This window comes from Thiomonas sp. (assembly GCF_034007205.1).
In the GTDB taxonomy this organism is placed as follows: domain Bacteria; phylum Pseudomonadota; class Gammaproteobacteria; order Burkholderiales; family Burkholderiaceae_C; genus Thiomonas.
Window position 1 is genome coordinate 1 of record NZ_JAVERI010000024.1, and the last position, 18,020, is coordinate 18,020.

The 18,020-nt window shown below is 63.3% G+C and carries 20 protein-coding genes and 1 other RNA gene; all 21 read right to left on the reverse strand.

What is annotated here, in order from left to right:
• A partial coding sequence (locus tag RBR52_RS14205) for a phage replication initiation protein, NGO0469 family (protein ID WP_320377936.1) occupies positions 1-618 on the reverse strand: 618 nt, incomplete at its 3' end.
• Between the two features lie 61 nt (positions 619-679).
• Positions 680-952, reverse strand: coding sequence for a hypothetical protein (locus RBR52_RS14210; protein ID WP_320377937.1), 273 nt, complete (start codon positions 950-952; stop codon positions 680-682).
• The gene (locus RBR52_RS14215) at positions 945-2,741 is read right to left on the reverse strand and encodes an AAA family ATPase (protein WP_320377938.1); all 1,797 of its coding nucleotides are present in this window, start codon (positions 2,739-2,741) and stop codon (positions 945-947) included. Before RBR52_RS14215 ends, RBR52_RS14210 begins: the two co-directional genes overlap by 8 nt.
• Positions 2,734-3,036 (reverse strand): CHC2 zinc finger domain-containing protein, encoded by a 303-nt coding sequence (locus RBR52_RS14220; protein WP_320377939.1) that lies wholly within the window; start codon positions 3,034-3,036, stop codon positions 2,734-2,736. The genes RBR52_RS14215 and RBR52_RS14220 overlap by 8 nt, the downstream gene beginning before the upstream one ends.
• The gene (locus RBR52_RS14225) at positions 3,033-3,371 is read right to left on the reverse strand and encodes a hypothetical protein (protein WP_320377940.1); all 339 of its coding nucleotides are present in this window, start codon (positions 3,369-3,371) and stop codon (positions 3,033-3,035) included. The genes RBR52_RS14220 and RBR52_RS14225 overlap by 4 nt, the downstream gene beginning before the upstream one ends.
• Before the next feature lie 74 nt (positions 3,372-3,445).
• The gene (locus RBR52_RS14230; protein WP_320377941.1) at positions 3,446-4,018 is read right to left on the reverse strand and encodes a hypothetical protein; all 573 of its coding nucleotides are present in this window, start codon (positions 4,016-4,018) and stop codon (positions 3,446-3,448) included.
• 105 nt (positions 4,019-4,123) lie between these two features.
• On the reverse strand, positions 4,124-4,339 hold the full coding sequence (locus RBR52_RS14235) for a hypothetical protein (protein WP_320377942.1): 216 nt from the start codon (positions 4,337-4,339) through the stop codon (positions 4,124-4,126).
• Between the two features lie 22 nt (positions 4,340-4,361).
• Positions 4,362-5,690: a tyrosine-type recombinase/integrase gene (locus tag RBR52_RS14240; protein ID WP_320377943.1), complete on the reverse strand. Its 1,329-nt coding sequence runs from the start codon at positions 5,688-5,690 to the stop codon at positions 4,362-4,364.
• 173 nt (positions 5,691-5,863) lie between these two features.
• Positions 5,864-6,223, reverse strand: a transfer-messenger RNA (tmRNA) gene (ssrA, locus tag RBR52_RS14245).
• 47 nt (positions 6,224-6,270) lie between these two features.
• Positions 6,271-6,939: an HAD-IA family hydrolase gene (locus tag RBR52_RS14250; RefSeq protein WP_320377944.1), complete on the reverse strand. Its 669-nt coding sequence runs from the start codon at positions 6,937-6,939 to the stop codon at positions 6,271-6,273.
• Positions 6,939-7,649 carry a bifunctional 2-polyprenyl-6-hydroxyphenol methylase/3-demethylubiquinol 3-O-methyltransferase UbiG gene (gene ubiG, locus RBR52_RS14255; RefSeq protein WP_320377945.1) on the reverse strand — a complete coding sequence of 237 codons (711 nt, stop codon included), beginning with the start codon at positions 7,647-7,649 and terminating at the stop codon, positions 6,939-6,941. Before ubiG ends, RBR52_RS14250 begins: the two co-directional genes overlap by 1 nt.
• Before the next feature lie 22 nt (positions 7,650-7,671).
• Positions 7,672-8,430: a YdcF family protein gene (locus RBR52_RS14260; protein ID WP_320377946.1), complete on the reverse strand. Its 759-nt coding sequence runs from the start codon at positions 8,428-8,430 to the stop codon at positions 7,672-7,674.
• Positions 8,431-8,435: 5 nt separating this feature from the next.
• A complete protein-coding gene (locus RBR52_RS14265; protein ID WP_320377947.1) occupies positions 8,436-9,599 on the reverse strand; it encodes a glycosyltransferase in 1,164 nt (387 codons plus the stop codon).
• Positions 9,596-10,444, reverse strand: a complete 849-nt coding sequence (locus RBR52_RS14270; protein ID WP_320377948.1) for a polysaccharide deacetylase family protein — start codon at positions 10,442-10,444, stop codon at positions 9,596-9,598. Before RBR52_RS14270 ends, RBR52_RS14265 begins: the two co-directional genes overlap by 4 nt.
• Before the next feature lie 3 nt (positions 10,445-10,447).
• Positions 10,448-11,575 carry a glycosyltransferase gene (locus RBR52_RS14275; protein WP_320377949.1) on the reverse strand — a complete coding sequence of 376 codons (1,128 nt, stop codon included), beginning with the start codon at positions 11,573-11,575 and terminating at the stop codon, positions 10,448-10,450.
• A gap of 31 nt (positions 11,576-11,606) precedes the next feature.
• Positions 11,607-13,124, reverse strand: a complete 1,518-nt coding sequence (locus RBR52_RS14280) for an O-antigen ligase family protein (RefSeq protein ID WP_320377950.1) — start codon at positions 13,122-13,124, stop codon at positions 11,607-11,609.
• Positions 13,125-13,275: 151 nt separating this feature from the next.
• A complete protein-coding gene (locus RBR52_RS14285; protein ID WP_320377951.1) occupies positions 13,276-14,082 on the reverse strand; it encodes a polysaccharide deacetylase family protein in 807 nt (268 codons plus the stop codon).
• The gene (locus RBR52_RS14290) at positions 14,079-15,209 is read right to left on the reverse strand and encodes a glycosyltransferase family 2 protein (RefSeq protein WP_320377952.1); all 1,131 of its coding nucleotides are present in this window, start codon (positions 15,207-15,209) and stop codon (positions 14,079-14,081) included. The genes RBR52_RS14285 and RBR52_RS14290 overlap by 4 nt, the downstream gene beginning before the upstream one ends.
• Positions 15,206-16,120 (reverse strand): alpha/beta fold hydrolase, encoded by a 915-nt coding sequence (locus RBR52_RS14295; protein ID WP_320377953.1) that lies wholly within the window; start codon positions 16,118-16,120, stop codon positions 15,206-15,208. The genes RBR52_RS14290 and RBR52_RS14295 overlap by 4 nt, the downstream gene beginning before the upstream one ends.
• Positions 16,113-16,940, reverse strand: coding sequence for a serine aminopeptidase domain-containing protein (locus RBR52_RS14300; RefSeq protein WP_320377954.1), 828 nt, complete (start codon positions 16,938-16,940; stop codon positions 16,113-16,115). The genes RBR52_RS14295 and RBR52_RS14300 overlap by 8 nt, the downstream gene beginning before the upstream one ends.
• Positions 16,937-17,758: a 4'-phosphopantetheinyl transferase family protein gene (locus tag RBR52_RS14305; RefSeq protein WP_320377955.1), complete on the reverse strand. Its 822-nt coding sequence runs from the start codon at positions 17,756-17,758 to the stop codon at positions 16,937-16,939. The genes RBR52_RS14300 and RBR52_RS14305 overlap by 4 nt, the downstream gene beginning before the upstream one ends.
• Between the last annotated feature and the right edge of the window lie 262 nt (positions 17,759-18,020).

Below are 18,020 nucleotides of genomic sequence, written 5' to 3' on the forward strand. Positions count from 1 at the left end.
GGCGGGGGGGTTGTGGGCGCTGGGGGCGGTGTAGGCGGACTGTGCGGGCCTGCTGGCGCTGATGGCAGGGGTATGGGCTGCGCGCCATTCGGGGCTGTCTTTGATCTGGTCTTGCAAGCGTTCGCTCAGTTCGTCGAGCACGGCATGCGTTGCGGGGTCGCTGATGTCGAACAGCAGGCCCTCGTTGTCACCCAGCGGCGGCGGGGGTTGCATGCCTTTGGGCAGGGGGGACACGCTGGCAATGTCGGCATAGTCCCGGCCTGCGCGCTGCGAATGCGTCAGGTTCAGCAGGGCGCTCGCGCCCAGCAGCTTGCGCAGGTCGAAGGCGCTCAGCTCGTCGGGGGTGAAGTCCCGGCCTCGCCAGCTTTTGAGGAAGGCGCGCAGGGCGGATTTCTCATGCAGCGATGCGGTGAATCGGCGGCTCACTTGGTGCGGCTCACCGTCGCTGCGGCGTTCGTCGAGTCGCCAGGTCAACAGCACCTTGCGGGCGCTTTTGGCCTCGCCTTGGTAGTCGCTGGTCTGTGTGCCCAGGTCGATCACGCGGATGCAGCGGGCGGCCTGCGGGCCTGCGGGGGGAAGTTCAAAGGTTCCTGCGGTTTCGGTCAGGGTCAAGGACATGATGGGTCTTTCAAGGGGAAGGGGAAGGGTCTCGGTCTGGCTCGGTCGGGTGTCGGTCTGGTCAGAACGGCAAGGCGCGCACTTCGGCGCGGATGCGCTCGATCACGTCAAGTGCGGTCTGCCACGCTTGCAGTTCGGCGCTGGCGCTGGGGCGCTGGTGGGGGTTGCGGGTTTGCAGGTAGGCGATCAGCGCTTCCCGGTTCTGCGCGATCAGGCGGCGCAGTTCGGGCGTTACCCGGTAACGCGGCTCGATATGCAGACCGTTCCCGTAGTAGCGCAGCGATAGCCTGGCTGCGCGCAGACTGGCGTAAACGGCTTCGATGCTGTCATTCATGGCTGTCCCCTTGCGGCGGGTCTGACTCCATAGATGCCCATGTTTCCCCATAGGTGCCCATACTTTTTGGGTGGGCATCTATGGGGTTTGATGGGCATCTATGATCTGGGGGCAGCGCCCAAACCCAGACGCCTCCCTTCCCAAAACCGTCCCTGCGCGCCTCCACGCCTAGCCGGTCTTTGGCGTAACGAACGGTTTTCCAGTTATGACCTGCGCCGGTCGCTTCGGACTGAATCCGCTTGGTGGGCATAGGCCCGTCCTCCAGCAGACCGCGCAGGAACCCGATGGCATCGTCGATCAACCCGCCTTCTCCGTCATCCGGTAACGGTTCGGACAAGAGTTCGCGGGCCGTGCCCTCCAGCGCCTCACCCCAGCGGATGCGGCTGGTCACAATGCCCGGCTTCGGTTCGGCCTGTTCAAACGCATAGGCAAACCCGCCTCCGTCCGGCCCCAGGTTGCTTTTGGCGCGGGCCAGGGTCATGCGGCGGTCGGTGTCCTCGCTGCCTTGCTGTCGAACCGTGCCCCATACAATACGAGCTAGTGCGCCGAAGGCCAGCGATCCGGTCACGCGCTCCAGCGGGTCGCGGCCTGCGGTGCCCTTGGTGTAGTGCGTGATGCCGATCAGGGCGGCGTTGATGCTTGCGGCCATGTCCACCAGCGGTTGCAGGCTGCGGCGCACTTCGGCGTTCTTGTGGCTGTCGGCAGCTACGGCGCTCACAATCGGGTCGATCAGGATGATGCTCACATCGCGCTCGTTCGCCAGTCGCTCGGACAACGCATCAACATCCTTCGAGGGATCGAAGGTGTAGCGCGTGCCCTTGCTGTTCACAGAACCGATGAAATGCACGCGGCTCAGATCGGCGCCAGCGGCCAGCAGGCGGGGAACCAGGGTATCGGCGGGATCATCTTCGCCAGACCAGATCAGCGCCCGGCCTCGTTTGGGGATGTGACCATCGGGCAGCGCCCGGCCTGATGTGATGGCGGCGATCACGCTCAGAGCGATGGTTGTCTTGCCCGTGCCGGGCGATCCAGCCAGGATGTGCAGCTTGCCAGCAGCCAGCCAGCCGGGCCAGACCCAGCGCACGGCCTGCGGCTCCAGGTCAGCGGCGCTCAGTAGCTCTACGTCAGGGGCGGGCTGCGGGGGCAGGGCAGGTGTCGCAGGTGTCGCAAGGGGCAGCGTGGGCAGCGCCAGCACTTCGGCGGCGTTCGCATGCTGATGCGCTGCGCACCAGTCCCAGGCGTCCGCTTTGGGCGGCAGACCGAGTGCAGCCACATCGATGATGCGCACCTCGCAGCCCAGCGCCAGCAGCCGGGCGGCAACCTCCCGGCCATACTGAGCGCCGGGTTCGTCATGGTCAGGCCAAATCAGCACGGTGCGGCCTTGCAAGGGTGTCCAGTCGGCGGCGCTGGCGCTGCTAGCGCCTCCGCTGGTCGTGGCGATGATGCCCAGCTTGCCCAGCGCATCGGCGGCTTTTTCGCCTTCGGTGATAACTATAGTTACGCCGTCGGCTGCGGCCGCAATGCGGTGCAGGTTGTAGAGGGGTTTCCCGGCAGCAGGCGCGGGCGGCTCACCAAGCTCATAGCCCGCGCCGTCTGCGGTGCGGCGCATCGGCCTGATCCACTTCCTGCCGTCTGGGTGTTTCAGGCGAACACGCCAGAACAGCGGGCTCCCGGCGGCGCTGGTGTAGACGTGCAGCGCCTCAGGTTCGAACCCGTCACGGCGGGCCTGCGCTGACAGGCGGCGGGCGGCTTGCTGAGGTGATTCCATAGCGGCGGCAGCCTCAGACATGATGGCCCTCATTCCAGGCTCCTACAGCCTTTGCAGCGGCAGCGAAGGGCAACCCATAGCGCTGCATCTGAAAGTCCAGCACGTCGCCACCATGCGCGCCGCAGGACATGCACTTGAAAGCGCCGGTCTGTGTGTTCACGCGCAGGCTGGGGTGCGAATCCTTGTGAAATGGGCATAGCGCGCTTCGCCATACGCCTCCACTCGAAATAAACCCCAATTCGGCGGCGTAATAGGCCAGGGGGTCGGGCAGGCGGGCGCGGTCGAATCGCTGCGCAGGGCGGCGGGCGGCGATCATTTGTCACCCCCAGCAGCACGCTTGCGCATGAGAGGGGTGGCGTAGCTCGCCCCAGCGTTTCCCGCCTCCAGGCGCTTGATGGCAGCGAGCACATCGCCATAAATCCAATAACTCGCCCGGCAACCGGGGAAGGGTTTGATCGGGGCGGGGAATTGGCCGCGCCGGATCAGGTTGTAAAGGGTGGTTTTGCCGACAGGGAATATGCCAGGAATCGGCGGGTCGGTTTTGGGATCACCGACGATCTGCGCCAGCTTGATGCGGGCTTCTGGCGTCAACCCGGCGTTGATGGCCGGGTAATGCGTGCGGGTCTTGGTTTGGCTGTTCGTGGTCTGCATGGCATCTCCATAAGGGTGATGCCTGCATTTCATCTCGCCGCGCCGCGCCTTGTCTGTGAAAGCGCCTTACAGATTCATGACGGCGATTTCACATTTCTGAGTTCTTGCAGCCACTTGGTGATGCTGCTCTCTTCGGGCATGTCCAGCCCGGCGGCTTCTATGTAGCGCTTCGCGCGGCTCCTTGCCTTGCGCACATCCTGCTCGCAAAGATTCAGCGCCAGCCTCAAAGCGGCCTTCTGTGTGGAGTATCTATCCGGTTTATCCGCATGGCCGAGTATTTCGATCCTCGCATCCCTCAACTGAATATAGGCGCTGATAAGGTGGTTGCGCGCCTCATTAAGTCTTTTTAATACGCTACTTGCGGCCCTTAATTTCAAGGCTGCTTCGTCGTCAATCTCCAGGAAGGTTCCCAGCGGAATGAGTTTCTTTGCGAGCTTCTCGCACTGTTTGGCCGAATCCCGCAATGATGCGGCAATATCATTTTCTTGAAGCGCGCCGCTGTATTTGAACCATTCCTTTTGCTGCAAATACAAAACCGCGTCGCATATATCCAGATAATCAGGGTCTTTCGGTGATATGGTAATGTGCAGTTTCGGCTCTTCCGGGAAGTCCTCAAACCCCGGAAACGGAAGCATCTCGCGTGTCATGCTGAATCCTCATTCAGCCCTCAATACAGGTGCCCGGCCTGACCCACTGAGGGGGTGGGTTTTCAGCGCTGGGGATCAGTCAGCGCCTAGGCCGGGCGAAAACGGTCAAGCGTCGGGGTTCTCGTCCCCAGCGATATTCCACATTTCCTCAACGTCTAACTTGCTGATCGGATGGTCGCCAATGCAGCACCCGGAATAGGGTTTGTTGTCCCATATCCATTCGCCTAGCCGCTCGATTTGCGCATCAGTCAGGTCGCCGCATTCGTTTGCCCATTGCATGGCATCGCGGATTGTGTTGAGTTTCATGTGTTCGGTAATCATGAGGCGTCCTTTCGTTTTTGGTTCAGGCGCGAATCGGAATGATCTGCGCGCCGGTCTTGAGTTTGTCCAGGTAATCCGCCCATGCCTGCATCATCTGCTGGCGCTGTTCAAGAAACTGCGTGCGGTTGTAGGCGCGGCCCAAAGCGTCAGGCACAGCATGGGCAAGCTGGGCTTCGATCACTTCGGCGGCAACCCCCAGGCGTTCGGCAGCCAGGGTGCGGGCGGTTGCCCGGAATCCGTGCGGCGTCATGTCGTCGTTCGCGTAACCCAGGCGGCGCAGGGCAGAGCGCACGGTGTTCTCGGACATGGGGCGCAGGCGCGATGTCAGGGCAGGGAAGACGAACCGGCTTGATCCGGTGTAGGGGTGCAGTTCTCGCAACAGCGCCAGCGATTGCGCAGCCAGGGGCACGATATGCGGCGGCCCGTTTGCCTTGTCCGCCTTGCTGCGCTTCATGGCCTCCGCCGGAATGGTGATGATGGCTGCGCTCTCGTCGATCCAGCCCCATTCGAGATGACGAAGCTCACCAGGTCGCAGCAGCAGCAGGGGGGATAGGTTGAGCGCGATCCGCGTCACATAATGGCCCGAATAGCCCTCCATATCGCGCAGCAGCTTGCCCAGCGCCAGCGGTTCGATGATGGCGGCATGGTGCCGGGTCTGTACGGGCTTGAGCGCGTCGCGTAGATCAGCGGCAGGGTTGCGCTCGCACAGCCCTTGTGCCACGCCATAGCGGAATACCTGCCCAGCTGCATCCTTGAGACGGTGGGCGGTTTCAATCGCGCCACGATCTTCCACGCGGCGGATAACCGAGAGCAATTCGGGGGCTGTGATGCTGTTCAGCGGGCGCGATCCGATCCAGGGGAAGGCGTCTTTTTCAAACCGGATCAGGGTGCGCTCGGCATGGCCCGCACTCACCTTGTCGGCATGAATGCGCTCGATCCACTGCCTTGCAACAGCTTCGAACGTGCCGGGCAGCGCCTTGCCTTCGCTCACCAGGGCGGCGATTTCCGCATCCGCCCTCCGCTCGGCCTTGCGCTGTTGTTTGGCCTCTGCCGGGTCGATGGGGGGATCAGCAGCCAGCATTTCACGCGCTGCGGCATGGCGCTTGCGGGCCTCCGTCAGCGACACATCGGGATACTGGCCCAGCGCCAGCGTCTTGCGCTTGCCTTGGAATCGGTAGTCATACCGCCAAAGTTTTCCACCCGATACCGTCACCAGCAGATACAGCCCCTTTTCATCGGGCAGCTTGCGCGGTTTGTCGGTCGGCTTGGCTTGGCGAACGGCGGTATCTGAGAGCGGCCCTTTGTGCTTTTTCTTTTTGCTCTTGGTGGCGTCGGTATCTGAGAGCGGCATGGCGGTATTTCCTCGGTCGATACCGTCAAAAAAGACGGGATACCGCGCAAGATACCGTCAGGAAATACCGGCTGTCAACGGATTGCAGCGCACTACTGCGGACACAAAAAAGCCCTAGAGCGTTGATTTCTCTAGGGCTTTCGTACTTCTGCGCACTGCTACGAACAGGGTAATGGTGGAGCCGGGGGGAATTGAACCCCCGTCCGCAAATACGCCACAGCAGGATCTACGTGCTTAGTAACACCATTTGGTTTTAACCCCTATGACGCGGGTGTACGCGCTTCATTTGGGGCGATCCACTGAGTTTAGGGCTGAATCGCGTGGCGAAATTCAACTCGAGCCGATGTGAATGACCTCGCAGGTGTTGCCACCCCGGCCCATCGGCCTGCCGTTGCGAGGCTCACCGGTGTTAAGCGGCGAGGGCGTACGAAGAATCGTTCGCAGTTACTTTGTTTCCAGTGGTTTATCGAGCGTACTGGGGCTCGGCATGCACCTGTCTGTTTTGCTATCCACGTCGAAACCGGGTCGGCCCCTGGGAAAGCTGATTGTACGGCCTTACCTTGTTTTGTACTGCCGCTGTTCAGGACATGAGGTCGAGCGTGAGCAAATCAAGAGGGTGCTGGATGATGGCATCTGCATTCCAGGTGCTGGGCTGGCTCGGTCCGCAGTAACCGTAGGCGGCGGCGATGGCGCGCATGCCGGCGGCCTGGGCGGATTGCATGTCTCGCTGGTCGTCGCCGACGTAGAGGCAATCTGCGGGATCGACGCCAAGCAGGCGCGCGGCGTGCAGGAGAGGGTCGGGCGCGGGTTTGGGCCGCGCAGCGGTATCGCCGCTGACGACGCAGCCGGGCGGCTGTGGCCAGGGGAGTTGGGCGACCAGGGGCTGCGTGTAGGTGCTGAGTTTGTTGGTGACGATGCCCCAGGGAAGGCCAAGTCGATGCAGACTTTGGAGAAGCGGAATGACTCCGTCGAACAGGGTGGTGCGCACGCGGATCGCGCCGAGGTAATAGGTGAGGAACGTTTCTTTCAGCGTGTCATAACGGGCGTCTTCCGGGGTGATCTGCATGCCTGCGGCGAGCAGGCCGCGTGCGCCATGAGAGGCCATGGGGCGAAGGCGGTGCAGAGGCAATTCCGGCAGTTGATGATCGGCCCGCACGCGGTTGAGCGCTGCAGCCAGGTCGGGAGCGGTATCCGCCAGGGTGCCGTCGAGGTCGAAAAGACAGGCGCGGACGGGGCGAGTGCGGAGCATCAGAGCGGGCGGCGCAAGGCGAGAAGATAGTTGACGCTGGGGTCGCGTGTAATGCGAAAGCGTTGGGTCAGCGGCTGAAATTCGAGCCCGGCGATGTCGGCGGTTTCGAGACCGCAGCGACGGCCCATGACAGAAATTTCGGAGGGTCGCAGAAATTTGGCGAAATCGTGCGTGCCCTTGGGCAGAAGGCGCAGGATGTATTCGGCGCCGACGATGGCGTAAAGATACGCCTTGATGTTGCGGTTGATGGTGGAGACAAAAATCCACCCTCCCGGATGAACCAGAGTGGCACTGGCCTGAATGATGGACGCTGGATCGGGGACGTGTTCGAGCATTTCCATGCAGGTGACGACGTCGAATCGCCCAGGTTCCTCGGCGGCGAGGCGTTCTGCGCTGACGAGGCGGTAGTCGATGTCGAGCTGCGCATCGAGCGCATGCAGGCGCGCGACCTGCAACGAGGCTTCGGCAAGGTCGATGCCCGTCACTTTGGCGCCCACGGCCGCCATGGATTCGGCGAGGATGCCGCCCCCGCAGCCGATGTCCAGAACCGATTTTCCACTCAGGTCGACATGATCGCGTATCCACTGCAGACGATGCGGGTTGAGTTGGTGCAAGGGGCGAAATTCGCCGTCTTCATCCCACCAGCGATGCGCGAGGGCGCTGAATTTTTCGATTTCTGCGGCTTCGACGTTGGGGTCTGTCATGGTCATGATCTGCATCGGAATAGGTGCGTCATTGAAACTTGAGCAGCCTGTAATAAAGCATGCCGAGCAGTTCGTGTACGACGCGAGTGGTCTTGTCCAGCGCGCTGATTTGCGGGGTCAGCATGTCGAGCGGCTGGATCGGAATGGCTTCATAGTCTACCGGCCAGGCGCAGATGGATACCTGCTCATGGGCAAAGGCCATCATCGCGCGGGGCATGTGATCTGCCGAGGTGACCAGGTAGCGGAGCCGCTGAGGAAACTGCAGGATGTGTTCACGCAGATTCACCGCAGTCTGAAAGGTCGTGCGAGATTTTGTATCGAGGATCATGCGGCTGGCGGGAAAGCCGAGTTGTACGGCCAGGGCACCCATCAGATTGGCTTCGCGTACCGTTTTGCCCCAGCCGCCGGAAATCAGCAGCGTGCTGCCGGGGGTGCGCTGCGCGAGTTGCACGGCGGCGAGCAGGCGTTTGAGGCTGGCGGTTTTCAACGCCGAGAAGTCTTGCGCATGTGTGGGGTTGCCGTCGAGTCCGCCGGCGAGCACGACGAACAGCGTTCCTGGCGGGGGCTGTGGGCAGGTTTTTTGCTGTGTGGCTTTTTGTTCCAGCGCGCCGAGGGCAAGATTGGCGAACAGCGGCATGCTGGCCGCGACGAACAGCACGGTGACGGCATAGGTCAAAAGCCGCGTGGCAAGCCGGTGTGATCGCCAGGTGACGAAGAGGGATAGAAAGACGAGGCCGCTGGCGGTCAGGCCAACGGGGGAAAGCAGGAGTTCGAGCGTGAGCTTCAACGGCGTCAGGACAGGGCCACCGAGGCCGTGGAGGGGGTGGTCTGCCCGGTCCAGTCGAGGTAGACCTGCTCGTCGCCGTCCACCCAGACCTGGCGCGAAAACAGACGCTCGGCGCGTTGGCGCCCGGCGCGGCTCATGGCCGCGACTTTGTCCCGGTCGCTGAGGGTGAGCATCTTGGCCGCCAGATCGTCGACTTCTGCGGCGGTGAACAACAGGCCGGTGACGCCGTCCTCGACCACTTCGCCGCAGCCGCCGATGCGCGGGGCGATCACGCAGCGGCCGGCGGCCATGGCCTCACGCGCCGACAGCGGGAACGATTCGCGCGTGGACGACAGCACGAACACGTCGAGCAAAGCGAGGTGTGAGGGAATGTCGCGCTGCATGCCGGCGAAGATCACCGTGTCTTGCAAGCCGAGACGGGCAACCTGCGCCCTGGTCTGTTCGAGCAACGGCCCGTCGCCCACGATCAGCAGCCGGGTTTCGGGCTTTTGTTGCACGACTTTGGCAAAGGCATCGACCAGATAGTTGTGGCCTTTTTCTTCGGAGAGGCGGGCGACGATGCCGTAGATCAGATGCTTGCCCGGTTCCAGCCCATACTGGCGGGCGAATTCGGCGCTGCGGGTGGCCGTGGCAAAGCGGTCGAGATCGATGCCGCTGTGGATGACCGTGGATTGTTCCGCCGGCAGGCCGTGGGCCATCAGGCGATTGCGCTCGTAGTTCGATTCGAAAATGATGAAGTCCGCGCTCTGCCGCAGGATGCGGCCCGCCCACTTGAAATTCCTGGGGTTGTGGATGTTGTGGATGGTGGTCACGATGGGCACGCGCCGAGCCGTGCCCGCCACCCGATAGCCGAAGGGCATGAGCCGCATCGCGGCATAGGCCACCATGGAAGAGCGCACGGACTGCGGCGCGACCAGTTCGATGCCCTCGCGTCGGACCACCTCGCGCAATTGCCTGAGCGCACGCAGAAACTGCGAGGGCGCGCTGAAATGAAAATCGATATCGACATGAATGGCGCCCTTGCCGATCAGCTCTTCGAGCAGTACGCCGTCGGTCGTGGCCACATAGACGATGTGTCCCTTGGCGGTCAGATCTTCCGTGAGGGTCAGGACGTCGGATTGCACGCCGCCGATGCCGAAGGGTTCAGTCATCAAATACAGGATTTTCATGGCGTTGTGGCCTCGAACGAGGCACTGGGTTTGAGGTGTTTGCGGGCAAAGCGGCGGGTGCGCCGCGCATGCAGCAGGTGATGGATCGGATCGAACGCCCCCGCGATTTTCAGGCGGAATTGCGACAGATCGTCGCGGTCGGTGATTTCGGTGCGTTTGAGCTGAAACACATCGACTCCTTGGCGGTTGACCCCCGGCGCCACGCTGACGGCGGCGGCATAGCCGGCTTGCCGCACCAGTTGCAGCTCGCGCGGGCTGAGGTCGCCTGAGGGATAGCAGAAATACTCGACGGGCTTGTTCAGATGCGCGACGATTTCGGCTCGGCTGGCGGTGATTTCCTGCTGCGCCAGCGCATCGCTGACGGTCGGCAGGTAGGGATGGCTGCGGGTATGTGAGCCGATGGTGATGCCGGGGGATTGGGCGAGGGTGCCGACTTCATCCCAGTTGAGGTGCAGCCGCTCGGCCGGCTGGCTGCCATAGCGCGGGTGGCTGAGCGCCTGATCGCAGAACTGGGTGGTGACAAAAATCGTCGCCGGGATGCGGTAACGCTGCAGGATGGGCAGCGCCTCGTTCAGGTTGTCGAGATAGCCGTCGTCGAAAGTCACGGCGAACAGCGGCTGGCGCAGCGGCCCGGCCTGAATCGCCCGCAGTCCGGCCTCCAGGCTGACCACGTCGTGCCTGGACAACTCTTGCATCTGCTGGGCAAAGCGCGCGGGAGACACCGTGAGCTGGTCATAGGTCGGCAAATCGGCGACGCGGTGGTACATCAGCACACGCAGGCCCGGGCTGAGGGTGTTGCGCAGCTTGGCGTAAGGCAGCAGGGCAGTGGCCAGCAAACGACGCATGGTTTACTCCGCAGCGGCGACTTGCGCCGCTTGAGCCTCGGACGGCAACCCCAGCGCCTGCTGATGCAGCCGGTTGTAGGCCGCGGCGGTGCGCGAGACATCGAAACGCGCGATCACGGTTTCGCGCGCCCGTTGCCCCAGACGGGTGCGCAGAGCGGGGTCTTGCAGCAAGTCGTCCAGGCGCTTGGCGAACTGGGGCACGTCGCGCGGCTCCACCAGCAGGCCGTTGTCGCCATCGGTGACGACATCGGGAATGCCGCCCACCCGCGTGCACAGCACCGCCTTGGAACTCGCCATGGCTTCCAGCAGCGCAATGGGCAGGCCCTCCCAATGCGAGGACATGACGAATACATCCAGGGCCGCAACCAGCCTCGGTACATCGGTTCGCATGCCGGTGAAAATCACACAGTCGTCGAGCCCGAGATCCTTGACCTGCTGTTTCAGCACGTCCTGCAGATCGCCGGTGCCGATCACCAGGCAGTTCAACCGCTTGTCGCGCACCTGAGCCAGCCGGGTCAGCACCTGGAACAGATCGCCGTGCGCCTTTTGCTCGTGCAGGCGGCCCACGATGCCGATGAGCAGGCGATCCTCGGGAAGCCCGAATTCACGCCGCACGTCCGCCCCGGAAAAACGGGAAAACTTCTGCAGATCGATGCCATTCGGAATGGAGACCAATTTGCTCGCCGGGATTTTGTCGCGCGCGGCCAGCGTCTGCGTGACTTCCTCGCTGCATCCCACCACGGCGGTGCTCAGGCGCGCAAACAGCCGGTCGATGAGCTTGCGCCCCGAGCCTTTCCACGGGTTGACTATGTTGTGCACCGTCGAAAACACCGCGGGAACGCCCGCCAGTCGCGCGGCCAGACGACCGTAGGTATCGGCGGTGAACAGATGCGTGTGAACGACGGACACCTTTTCCCGTTTCAGCCACGCGGCAAGCCTGAAAACCAGGCCCGGATCCAGCTTGCCCCTGCGGCCGAAAATCACCACCGGAATGCCGAGTTTCTCAAACTCCTGCTCGAGCGGGCCGCCCTTGATCAGGCAGACGATGGCGTAACGCCAGCCCTGTATGCGCAGGCGCATCAGATCGACCAGCAGCATTTCCGCGCCATCGCGCGGGAGTTCGTCGATCATGTGGACGATGAGCGGAGAGGTTTTATCGCGGCTATCCATTTCGATTTTCGGCCCTGACCACCTTTTTGGAGTCGATCAGATGGGCGATGATGGCGATATAAATCCACAGGAAAACATCGACTGCCGTGTCGATGATGTGAGTACCGAACATATTGACGGCAACCAGCCCCGCAACCAGGGTCACCGCGCCCAATCCGATGATCCGGTCGATATCGACGGTGCTCTTCCTGTAAAGCGACCACCCGCGCAGGGCAAGCGCCCCGATGATGAGCAGGAGGGTGATCAAACTGGGTACCCCCATATTCGAAGCGGCGTACAGGAACATGTTCTGATTGTCCGTGGCGCCGCCTGTCGATCCATCATAAAAACCGGGAACGTAGCTGGGCACCAGACTGTGAAACTGATCGAACCCCTTGCCGAAAATGGGGTTTTCCTTGGCCATCTGGATCGCCGCCTCCCAAAGCAGGAATCGTGAGTCCGCGCTTTTGTCGATGGTCGAGCCGGCTTCGTGGTCCTCATAGGTCTGCGCAACTCGCGCCTTCATCGAATTGGGCACGAGCGCCGGAATGAAAAAATAGATCGATCCAATGACCAACAGAACCAGAACGAAGAATTTTTTGCTTTTGACAAATGACAAGGTGGCAAGCTCCATGGCAAAGGCGAGATAGGCACCGCGAGAAAAAGCGGCCAGCAAAACCTTCAGGCCAATCAGGACGATGGGCGCCAGACGCCAGGACTTCCAGCGCGGAAAGTAATAAGCGCCATAGGCCAGCAACGGCGCCAGTGAATAAATGGTCTGCGCGGCGAATTCATTGGGCTGGCCAATGGGGCCGAGCAGTCGCGATTTTTCGATGCTGCTGGCGCCGCGGGTGAACCACCATTCCTGAATGCCATAGAGAAAAATGACGGCGGCGGAAAACATCATGTAGACGATGAGCCGCCTCGCCATGTTTTTATCCTGAATCAGATTGACCACCAGAAAGAAAATGATGAACTGGTCGAAAAATCCCCGAACCGATAAAAGATAGTTCCAGATGAACGGGTGCAGGCCGATGCGCAGGATGGCGGTAAAGACCGAAATGACACTCAACAGAAACCATATGCCGACCAGTCGCGTGAAAGGCAGGGGGTTGAACATCTTCTTTTTGTTTTTGTAGGCATGAATGACCCAGAACGAAATCAAGAACAACTCCAGCAGATTCGTGCCATTGATGCCGGGCGCGATCAACACGGGGTAAAGCTTGCTCAATGGGTAGTAAATGATGACCAGGGCAAGCAGCGGTTCAGGGCCCTTGCGCAACTGCACCAGAAGGAACAGGCCGAATATCAGCGCAAAACCGTAGAGGCCGAGTTTTCCGGGATGGAGCTTGAAAACGAGGATGCTGAGAATGAATAAAGCGGGCAGGGCGAGCAGTTTCAGGATGGAATACAACTCCGCACCGGCCCAGTCCGCAGTTTCAGTACGATTCTCGGCCGGGAGCGCCGGGGTGATCCGCCGGTTGTTCAATCCACCCGGTATCTGGCGCGGATGCGAGGGGGTCACACTCACTGGACAGCCCTCCTCGCTACGCTCGCCCCCACCTCGCGGCTTGCAAGCCGCTCGGATTCGGCTGGCGCGCGAACACGCGCAGGCGTGTTCGCTGGTCCAGCCTCATCCCCGAGGGAGTTGAGCGCTCCTTCGGAGCGGCCGTGCGGAGCGCTCATGGCTGCTGGTGCGGCACGCCTTTGACGCGCGCGTAGAGTTGGTGATAGCGGGCGTTGCCGATGAGTCGCTTGACCCAGGTTTTCGCGTGCGAGACCGCCTGGGCGCGGAGCAGCGTCGCCGTATCGGCTCTGGCATAGGCCATGAAGGTGGCGTCTGTCGTTGTGCTGCGGATTGCCAGGCGGGGTAGGGGGCGGGAGGATGCCACCTGGCGGGCGGGCAGGGCGCCTGTGGCGGAACCATGCAGCAGGGTGTAGCCTGTTTCCCGCGCGATGCGCAGGCAGCGATGGTCGTAGCGGCCACCTGGGAACGACATCTGCCGGACTCTCATCTGCAATTCATCTTCGAGTCGGGCATGCGATTGCCGCAACTCGGTCTTGAGCGCGTCGTCGGGCAGGTCGCTGAGGAAGCGGTGGGTCTGGCCGTGACCGCCGACGACCATGCCTTGTTGCGCGAGTGTGCGCACCTGGTCCCAGGAGCAAAAACCGGCGCGCCGCCCGATGAAGTCGGTGGTGATGAAAAACAGCGCACTCAAGTTCCGTTGTTTGAGCAGGGGCAGGGCGAGTTCGGCATTGCTGGCGTGGCCGTCGTCGAAGGTCAGCAGCACGCCGCCGGGAACGGTTACGCCGCTCTGCTCCAGAGCGCTCGGGTGGATGACCGGGATGTGCGCGGCGGCCAGCAGATCGAGCTGTCTGGCAAAGGTCTCTGTGGACAGGGCGTAGGGGCGGTCGATCGGGTCGATGGCCAGGCGCTGCGCCTCGGTGGCGTAGAGGCCGTGATACATCAGAATGCTCAGGCGCTTCATGTTTTTTCCCACTTGGCGTCGGCGCGGCCCTGGGCGAATTTCAGCAGGGCCAGCATGGCAGCGGCATTCATGTCGAAAAACACATGGGCGAAGCTGACGAATGGATTACGGCGCAGCGCAGGCGCCCATTGTCCGGCGGCGGCCAGCAGGTAAAACGCGACCTGCGCCAGCAGGGCCAGGCGATAAAACAGGCCGGGCAGGAGGGCGCTGGTGAGCAGGGTGAGGATGAGGGCGTAGGGCACGGCGAGTCGGAAAACCTTGTGTGACAGGAACTGGAACCATACCGGGTTGTGCGCCGGGTTGAACAGCCAAAAATTTCTCGAAAAGGTCTGGAAGTTTCCGGTCAGGGTTCGAATCTTGCGTTTTTGCTCCGCTGCCGACTCGGTTTGCAGGGTGTCGTAGACGTGGGCTTGCGGCTCCATCAGGGTGCGCTTGCCCATGCGGGTGATCTGCATGGGGATCTCGAAATCGTCGAGGATGGTGTCGGGCGGGATGGGGGCGAAGTCGCGGGTACGGATGGCGTAGAGCGCGCCGGTGGCGCCCACAGTGGAGTGAAACCGGCTCTCCGCCTTGCGGATGGCTTTTTCGTAGCGCCAGTACAGGCCGATGTTCTGTCCGGCCCGGCTGCTGCTGGGGCGGTGCACCAGTTCACCGCTGACCGCGCCGACGGCGGGGTCGCAGAAATCGGAAATCAGCCGCCGCACCGATCCGGCTTCGAGATCCTGGCGCACGTCGCAGAACACGACGAATTCGGTCTGCACCTGGGCGAGCGCCAGATTGAGCGCATGGGCCTTGCCCTGCCGCTGCGCGTAGGCGAGGGTGCGCACGCCAGGGACGTTTTCCAGCACCGTGGCGGTGGCGTCGGTCGAGCCATCGGAAACCACCAGGATGTCGATCTTGTCTTGCGGATAGTCGAGCGCGCGCAGATTGGCAATCTTGCCGGGCAGGCGTGCCGCCTCGTTGTAGCCCGCCATGACGAGGGTGAGGCGGGGGAGTGCCGCGTCGTCGAGCAGCGGGCAGGAAACCAGCGGGCGCCGCTGGGCGAGCAGGCCGATCAACACCGGATAGCCGACGTAGGTGTAGAGGATGAACAGGGCTGCGCCCCAGAACAGAATGATCGCGGTCATGTCGAGGAAGGAGGCGAGGCCGCCTGCGAAGGGAGCGGGGCGAGCTGCAGCAGGCCGCGACGGACGGTGTCGATCCACTGCTGCTGCGCCACGCGGGTGGTCACGGCGTGGTCGATGTCGTGCAGATGGGCGAACAACAGACGCGGGTGGCTGACCTGACGCAGGCCGAGCGTGTGGCGCAGTTGATCGGCGTAGTTCACGGCGCTGAAGTCGGTGCCCGCGCTCAAAACCATGACCCCAACGCCGCGCTCGGCCAGGGCGAGCAGGCCTTGACCCAGCGCGCGACGGTCGATTCTGTCTGCTTCGGCGGGTATGGCGCTGTCGCCCCGCGCCGTGCTCGACCGGGTGCGGCGGACGAGCAGCCGGGTGAGCTTGGCGCCCGCCGCAGCCGCGCCGCGCAGTCCGGCGCGCAGCCACACCGTCCAGGCCTTGGGCCCGTAGCCGTGGCGCATCAGGCGCACGCCGAGGTAGCGCAGCACGCTCAGCGGCGTGGCGAAATACAGCGCGTCGTACAGCACGATGGCGCTCACCCGCGGATCGGCGCGGGCCGTCCAGTAGCTGGGCAGGGCGCCGCTGCAGAACCCGACGAGGGCGAAACTGGGTGCGCCCGTGGCGCTTTGCAGCGCGTCCATCGCGGCGCGCAGATCGGCCACGACCTGATCCGCGTAAGACAGCCGGCCGTCTGCGCGCTGGCTGTCGCCCATGCCGTGCAGATCGAAGCGCAGGCTGGCCACCCCCTCGGCGGCGAGGGCGCGAGCCAGTTTGACGTTGACGCGGTGCGCGCCCACCCGGTGAATGACCCCGGCGTTGAACAGCAGCACACCGAAGGACGGCGGCGCGGCGTCTGCCGCAAAGGTCACGGTGCCCAGCAGATCGCCCTGCGGTCCGAACGTCAGGGTGGTTTCACGCATGGGCTTGCACGGCGAGATGGTCGAGCAGGTCACGAATCCAGTGCATCGGCACGATCGACGTGGCAGCGGCGCTGTCGGTGGCCCAGTCGATGCGGGCGTCGCTGTCGGCAAACTCCACTGCCGGCGACGCGGCAACGGCTGCGTGCTGCAGCAGTTGCCGCGCTGCCTGGGAATCGGGCGTGAGCAGGCGCAGCGTGCTTGCCGGGACGGTGGCCAGGCAGTCCGGGGTGATGGCCGCGATCTGGGCGCGGGCCTGCGGGCTGAGGTAGAAGCCGAGGGCTTCGCTCTCGGCATCGGGCAACATCGCGTCGCGCAGCCGCGCGCTCAGCGGCCAGCGCACGCCATAGGCGCGATCGAGCGCTTGCGTACTCGATTCCGCCAGACTGCGCAAATAAGCATTGCCATCGAGCACGGGTTCGATGAGCATCAGCAACTGCGCCGGGCTGGGCGCCAGCCGCGCCAGTTCCAGGGCGATGGTGCCGCCCAGCCGCAGGCCGACTGCCGACCAGCGCGGCGCGCGGCTGCGGCGGAGCAGCTCGGCCAGCGCCGTCTGCGCATCGGCGATGCTGCCTTGCACATCCCACTCCTCGTCGCTTCCGGGCGAGTCGCCGCTGCCGTAATAGTCGAAGCGCAGTACGTGATGGCCGGCCGCAGCGAGGCGCTCGCTCATCACCCGGTAAAGCCGATGGGCGCGGATGCCTTCCTGTCCGAAGGGATTGCACAGCAGCACGGCATGATGTTGCGGCGGGGCATTCTCCGCAGGTTCGAGATGGATGCCGACCAGTTCACGGCTGCCGTTGAATAAGCGCAGGGGAATCAAGGGTTTCTCCCGGAAGCAGGCGTCTGTCGATACAGCACGGAGTCGAAACCGCCCGGCACGGCCAGCGCGGCGGCGTGACCGGGCGGGCTCTGGAGCGAGGAAAGATCGATGAAGCCGGCTGCGGCGTTCTGGCTTACTGCGCAGCCCGGAAGGTCTTTGAGGGCGACGCATTGGCGCCTCGCCGACATGCCGACATGCAGCGTTCTGGGTTCGAGCGCCAGGCCGAGTCCCAAGGCTTTCATGCAGGCCTCCTTGCGTGTCCAGCAGGCGAAGAACACCCCGGTCCGTTGCCGCGGCGGCAGTTGCGCGAGTTCGGCGAGTTCATCTGCGCTCAGCAGGCTGGAGGCCAGCGCGCTGTCGGGCAGATCGGGGCGGATGGCTTCGATGTCCACGCCCAGCGGCACGCCGTGGCTCACCGCCAGCAGCGCCTTGTCCAGGCTGTGGCTCAGGTTGAAGCACAGCGTCGCATCGCCCGAATGTCCGGTCAGTGCCGGTTTGCCGTAGGGGCCGAGCACAAATTGCAGGTCTTGCGGCGCGCGCTTCAGATAACGCCCGAGAATCTGCCGCGTCCAGCCATGCGCGGCGATGAAGCGGGACTGGTCGACGGCAAACACGAAGCGCCGGGCGCGTTCCTGTTCGGCCGCGTCGAGCAGGTCGAAGGCGCAGGCGGGCGGGTGGCGCAGATCGATCTCCCAGACGTGCACGTCGCGCCGCTGCGGACGCGACAGCGGCGCGGTGGCGTCGTGCCAACGCGCGGCAGCGCCCGGGCGCATGGCATTGCGCACCTGTTGCGACAGAGGTGAGGACAAGGTTTTCACGCCACCGGACGAGGGAAATGGGGCAGGGTCATGCAGTCGGAAACACCACGCTTGCACAGCATCGGCTCGGCATGATGCGGGCATTGCCATCCTCGCGGCAATCCCGTCAAGCGGGGGCGCAAGGGTCGCGTCCCGCGACGTGGTGTAGATCCACAGCCCGGACAGGCTGAGCGACACGGCACTTTGCGTGCCACAGCGGACAGCCGAGTGGAGGCAGTATCGCCGAGCGACTGCAGGCCTTCAAGCTGCATGGACCGGCGAT

Excerpts from the sequence above, each read along its gene's own strand:
- RBR52_RS14210 (WP_320377937.1), bottom strand. The coding sequence starts at position 952 with ATGAATGACAGCATCGAAGCCGTTTACGCCAGTCTGCGCGCAGCCAGG.
- RBR52_RS14215 (WP_320377938.1), bottom strand. The coding sequence starts at position 2,741 with ATGTCTGAGGCTGCCGCCGCTATGGAATCACCTCAGCAAGCCGCCCGC.
- RBR52_RS14220 (WP_320377939.1), bottom strand. The coding sequence starts at position 3,036 with ATGATCGCCGCCCGCCGCCCTGCGCAGCGATTCGACCGCGCCCGCCTG.
- RBR52_RS14225 (WP_320377940.1), bottom strand. The coding sequence starts at position 3,371 with ATGCAGACCACGAACAGCCAAACCAAGACCCGCACGCATTACCCGGCC.
- RBR52_RS14230 (WP_320377941.1), bottom strand. The coding sequence starts at position 4,018 with ATGACACGCGAGATGCTTCCGTTTCCGGGGTTTGAGGACTTCCCGGAA.
- RBR52_RS14235 (WP_320377942.1), bottom strand. The coding sequence starts at position 4,339 with ATGATTACCGAACACATGAAACTCAACACAATCCGCGATGCCATGCAA.
- RBR52_RS14240 (WP_320377943.1), bottom strand. The coding sequence starts at position 5,690 with ATGCCGCTCTCAGATACCGACGCCACCAAGAGCAAAAAGAAAAAGCAC.
- RBR52_RS14250 (WP_320377944.1), bottom strand. The coding sequence starts at position 6,939 with ATGCTCCGCACTCGCCCCGTCCGCGCCTGTCTTTTCGACCTCGACGGC.
- ubiG (WP_320377945.1), bottom strand. The coding sequence starts at position 7,649 with ATGACCATGACAGACCCCAACGTCGAAGCCGCAGAAATCGAAAAATTC.
- RBR52_RS14265 (WP_320377947.1), bottom strand. The coding sequence starts at position 9,599 with ATGAAAATCCTGTATTTGATGACTGAACCCTTCGGCATCGGCGGCGTG.
- RBR52_RS14270 (WP_320377948.1), bottom strand. The coding sequence starts at position 10,444 with ATGCGTCGTTTGCTGGCCACTGCCCTGCTGCCTTACGCCAAGCTGCGC.
- RBR52_RS14275 (WP_320377949.1), bottom strand. The coding sequence starts at position 11,575 with ATGATCGACGAACTCCCGCGCGATGGCGCGGAAATGCTGCTGGTCGAT.
- RBR52_RS14285 (WP_320377951.1), bottom strand. The coding sequence starts at position 14,082 with ATGAAGCGCCTGAGCATTCTGATGTATCACGGCCTCTACGCCACCGAG.
- RBR52_RS14290 (WP_320377952.1), bottom strand. The coding sequence starts at position 15,209 with ATGACCGCGATCATTCTGTTCTGGGGCGCAGCCCTGTTCATCCTCTAC.
- RBR52_RS14295 (WP_320377953.1), bottom strand. The coding sequence starts at position 16,120 with ATGCGTGAAACCACCCTGACGTTCGGACCGCAGGGCGATCTGCTGGGC.